Here is a 232-nt window from a genome sequence, read left to right as displayed (position 1 = left end):
GGTCGTCGTCGGTGAGGCCGATGACGCCGGGCGCCGCGGGGTGGAGGTGTACGGGCGGCCCGAGCCGGAGGACCTGGACGGCGGTGCCGGGGACGGCGGCGAGGGCGCGTGGACGCTGCACGCCCGGGGGCGACTGGCCCCTGCGGAGGTGTCCGGCGGCGAGTCGCTGACGGTGTGGCCTCCGGCGGGTGCGCGCGAGGTGCCGCTGGACGGTGTCTACGAGCATCTGGAG

The 232-nt window shown here is 77.6% G+C and carries 1 protein-coding gene; it reads left to right on the top strand.

From position 1 onward, the window contains the following. A partial coding sequence (locus IG05_RS43400; protein WP_037816103.1) for a hypothetical protein occupies positions 1 to 232 on the top strand: 232 nt, incomplete at both ends.

Source organism: Streptomyces sp. NRRL S-1022 (assembly GCF_000720135.1).
Classification (GTDB): domain Bacteria; phylum Actinomycetota; class Actinomycetes; order Streptomycetales; family Streptomycetaceae; genus Streptomyces.
Note: the sequence above shows the minus strand (reverse complement) of the source record. Positions and strands in the feature narration are given on the sequence as shown.